Source organism: Nitrospirae bacterium CG2_30_53_67 (genome assembly GCA_001873285.1).
In the GTDB taxonomy this organism is placed as follows: Bacteria; CG2-30-53-67; CG2-30-53-67; order CG2-30-53-67; family CG2-30-53-67; genus CG2-30-53-67.
Map to the genome: position 1 here is coordinate 1 of MNYV01000172.1, position 4,328 is coordinate 4,328.

Here is a 4,328-nt window from a genome sequence, read left to right on the forward strand (position 1 = left end):
AAAAAAGGGGTTTATATTCAGGGTGTAAAGGTACATGGCAAGCGGGAAGACATTGAAGATATGGTGAAGAATCTGAATGTTGAGCTTGTCCTGATTGCCATTCCATCCGCGTCATCGCGTGAAATCCGAGAAATTCTATCCGTGGTGCGACAGGCCCATGTCAAGGAGATCCGGATCATTCCCGGATTGAATGAATTGGTACACGGGAATGTCTCGCTTTCCGATATCAAGGAAATCAGGATTGAAGACATTCTTGGAAGAGAGCAGGCCTCCATTGACCGGAGGATGGTCAATGATTTCATCAAGGGTAAAAGGGTATTGATTACCGGCGCCGGAGGATCCATAGGCTCGGAGCTGGTTCGACAGGTGCTGTCATTTGAGCCCAAGCAGATTATTGCCCTGGATATTGATGAGACAGAGCTTTTCAATCTTGAATTGGAGACAGGCAGGGGCGGGCTGGGGGCTGAGTTCTCTTCCGTGGTGGCGGATATTCAGGATAGAAATAAGCTGGAGTCGGTTTTCAATGCATATCTTCCGAACCTTGTGTTTCATGCGGCGGCCTACAAGCATGTCCCCATGATGGAGAAGTACCCCGAGGAGGCGGTCAAAGTCAATGTCCTGGGGACGAGGACGGTTGCAGAGGTTGCCAATGACTATGGAGTTGAAAAATTTGTCATGGTTTCGACAGACAAGGCGGTCAAACCGACGAATGTCATGGGTGCGACAAAAAGGGTTGCGGAGAAGATCGTCAACGGATTGAATGCCTCGGGCCGGACGAAATTCATCTCCGTCCGTTTTGGAAACGTGGTGGGAAGCCGTGGAAGCGTGATTCCGATTTTTGAAGATCAGATCCGAAGAGGCGGTCCGGTGACGGTCACCCACGAAGAGATGAGGCGGTATTTCATGAGCATCCCCGAGGCGTCTATCCTGATCCTGCAGGCGGCGGCCATGGGACAAGGTGGGGAGGTCTTTCTCCTGGACATGGGAGACCCGGTGAAGATAGTGGACATGGCGCGTGAGATGATCCGGCTGAACGGCCTGGAGCCGGACGTGGATATCGAGATTATATATACCGGTATCCGGCCGGGTGAAAAGCTTTATGAGGAACTGCTGACGGATTCGGAGGGCGTCGAGCCTACAGATCACCCGAAGATTTTCGTGGGCAGGGACTCATCCAATAACCATGGAAACGTGCTCGAAAAAGTAAAATTGTTTGAAGATTTTATCCAGCAGAAGCAGTGGGCCTGGATCAGGAATTTATTGATGGATCTGGTCCCGTCCTATACGCTGACCTCTCATGCAGCTCATCTTCCGAATTTATATGAGGAGAGCACAGAGAAAGCCAATGAGTGGAGTGACCTTTCAAGACAAAAATAATGGTATCCGTAAGCTCACCATGACAATTGTCACCCTGAGCTTATCGAAGAGTGGATTGTCCGGTCAAGCCGGACAATGACAACCATATATAATCCTGATGTGTACCCACCCCCGATCGTAGTCGAGGGCAGGCATTTTTGTCGCACACCCTATCAGAGACCCGCTCCTGTATTCTTTTCATGAAAACATACTATTTGTTCATGAACCCGTCAAGGTGTTTTTCAAAGTTATTTTTTGACGGAAGCGGTTCAGTTTAATATTGACACATCACATTCTGTGATGTATATAATGATGATATGAGAACATTAAAGAAAAGACCCATTCAAATATATATAGAACCAGGGCAGGCAAATATTTTAGAGATCCTTTCTATGAAGCGGGGTGTCTCGAAGTCTGAGATTATCCGGGAAAGCATAGAGAAATATTTAAAGGAACTCCCCATAGAAGAAGATCCGGCAATGGGGCTAATTGGACTTGGTGGTTCAGGTAAAAGTGATCTCGCTGACAAGCATGATCGCTATATTGCAAGATATGCTGCTTCCAGGAAGCGATGATATCTTCTGATAATATATTTGTTGATACCAGCGCATGGGTTGCTCTTGCAGATAGAGATGATGCCCATCATAAAAAGGCGGCCTCGATATATCCATCACTCCTGACATCTCATAAGGGTTTGATTACAAGTAATTTTGTAATAGCTGAGGTCTATATTCTTATTCTAAATGAGCTGGGGCATCAGCCTGCTCTGGATTTCCTGGAGAAGGTAAAGACAAGCCCGAGAATTATGAAGGTCTATTCCAGCGAAGATGTGGAGGCGGATGCTGAAAAGATCTTGAAACAATATCATGATCAGGATTTCAGTTATACCGATGCTGTAAGCTTTGTTATTATGAAGAGGCAAAAGATTGAAAAGGCGTTTAGTTTTGACAAACATTTTCTAACAGCAGGTTTTGTGAACGTGCCTTCTTAAATTTTATCTTGACATAAGGCCTTGATGTATTATAATTCATGCTATGAATGATAATCATTCAAGACACGAATTCATTTACAAGCCCCGATGTCTGCAATCTTTTTTCGAGGCCTGCCTGCCCATTCATCCCATCATTGTGCTGACCGGGGCCAGGCAGACGGGCAAGAGCACTTTTCTCCAGTATTCCGAGCCGGTCTGCAATTGGCGATACATAACTTTGGACAACTTTGACATTCGTCATCAGGCTGAAATTAACCCTTCAGCGCTGTGGGCGGGAGCGGACGCTATAGTGATTGATGAGGTCCAGAATTCACCGCTTCTTCTTTCCGCTGTGAAGATGGCCGTGGATGACAAGAAGCGGCGGGTCAGGTTTGTTCTTTCGGGTTCGGCGAATCTGCTCCTGATGCGGAGGGTGAGCGAAACCCTTGCCGGACGAGCCGTGTATCTCAGATTGTATCCCATGACCCTTGGAGAAATAAGGGGACGTTCCGTTCCATCCATTGTGAGCGAACTTTTCTCTGGGGAGCTTCCCCCTGACGGAAAGGTCGAGAAAGAAGAGAATGATCCCTTTGCACAGATCTCCAAGGGTTTCATGCCTTCCCTGATGTCATTGGACCGCTCTGATGCGGTGACCATGTGGTGGGAGGGATACGTCGCAACCTATCTTGAGCGGGATCTTCGGGCACTCTCACAAATTGAATCCCTGGCGGATTTCAGGCGGGTGATGGAGATGCTGGCATTGCGGAGCGGGCAGATGCTGAATCAGACTGAGATATCGAGGGACGCGGGCATTAGTCAATCCACTGTGCACCGTTACATCAACCTCATTGAGACTTCCTGTCTGGCGGAGAGGCTCCCGGCTTTTCATGTGAACAGAACCAAGCGATTGATTAAGGCCCCGAAGTTCTACTGGCTGGATTCCGGGCTTGCCGCGTTCCTGGCAGGATTTCACGACCTTGCAAGTGTCCGGTCGGCGAGAGAGGCAGGGGCTCTCTTTGAGACCTTTATCTTGCAGCATTTGCGTGTGCTGTCGGATCTTCTCATTCCTAAGGCGCGTGTGTATTATTGGCGTACTGTGAACGGCAAAGAAGTGGATTTTGTGATTGAGCATGGGCGGAAGCTTCTGGCAGTCGAGGTCAAGCTGACGTCCGTTCCGCTATATGCGGATATTGAGGGCCTGAAACTTTTTATGGAGGAGTATCCGGAGACTTCCTGCGGGCTGCTGGTCTATAATGGCAACGAAATCCGCCGCATGGATGAGCGGATTGTGGCTGTGCCGTGGAGCGTGCTGACTGGCTGAGATTCCGGCGGTGAGCATGGTTCCGCACCGTCATTCCGGCACGTTTTAAGCCGGAATCCAGAGATTTTTTTTTAAAAATCATCCTGGACCCCGGCTAAAATCATGCCGGGGTGACGAGAAGAAGAGACGAGAAAGGGTAAATAGACAATATTGACGGCTTGAGATTCTTGAAATCTCCCCCAACTCCTCTTACTCGATAAAATCATTCGAGGACAAGTTTCCAAAGAGGGGAACAGAGGTTTAATTGCCCCGCTATATTACGCGAAGACCCATACAAGGCAGGCAATGAAACGGTTTGAGTTTATTCAGGAAGGGTGCCTCTGGATCCACTGGGATTACCATGCCCTTCTGAAAGGGCATGGCCTTAATCGTTTTGACGCGCTTTATGATCTTTCCGGCGGCGAGCTTTTCAAGCAGAACCGCTACCGTTCCGTAGTCAGGATTTACCTGAAAGGGGAGGACGGCCGGTCCCACATCTTTCATTTGAAACGGCATCATCCGCCGCTCCTTGCACGAATCCGGTCGGTATTCACGGGTTTTCGGATCAAGGACGGCGCGGAGAATGAGTGGGGAAAGATCCTGAGGCTGGAAGAGGTCGGGATCCGGACCATGACGCCGGTCGCCTTTGGCGCACTCCGTAAATGGGGCCTGCCTTATCAAGCGCTCACCCTGACCGAGCAT

At 49.1% G+C, this 4,328-nt stretch carries 4 protein-coding genes and 1 pseudogene; all 5 read left to right on the top strand.

What is annotated here, in order from left to right; genetic code table 11:
- Positions 1-1,377 (top strand): hypothetical protein (locus AUK29_10660; protein ID OIP61019.1); only part of this gene is annotated, 1,377 nt, incomplete at its 5' end.
- 296 nt (positions 1,378-1,673) lie between these two features.
- The gene (locus tag AUK29_10665; protein OIP61020.1) at positions 1,674-1,931 is read left to right on the top strand and encodes a hypothetical protein; all 258 of its coding nucleotides are present in this window, start codon (positions 1,674-1,676) and stop codon (positions 1,929-1,931) included.
- Positions 1,928-2,347, top strand: a complete 420-nt coding sequence (locus tag AUK29_10670) for a hypothetical protein (GenBank protein ID OIP61021.1) — start codon at positions 1,928-1,930, stop codon at positions 2,345-2,347. Before AUK29_10665 ends, AUK29_10670 begins: the two co-directional genes overlap by 4 nt.
- Before the next feature lie 73 nt (positions 2,348-2,420).
- Positions 2,421-3,647 carry a hypothetical protein gene (locus AUK29_10675; GenBank protein OIP61022.1) on the top strand — a complete coding sequence of 409 codons (1,227 nt, stop codon included), beginning with the start codon at positions 2,421-2,423 and terminating at the stop codon, positions 3,645-3,647.
- Positions 3,648-3,932: 285 nt separating this feature from the next.
- A pseudogene (locus tag AUK29_10680) lies at positions 3,933-4,328 on the top strand (hypothetical protein).

What these genes read in the sequence shown, in the direction of transcription:
- AUK29_10665 (OIP61020.1), top strand. Translation starts at nt 1,674, where the DNA reads ATGAGAACATTAAAGAAAAGACCCATTCAAATATATATAGAACCAGGG.
- AUK29_10670 (OIP61021.1), top strand. Translation starts at nt 1,928, where the DNA reads ATGATATCTTCTGATAATATATTTGTTGATACCAGCGCATGGGTTGCT.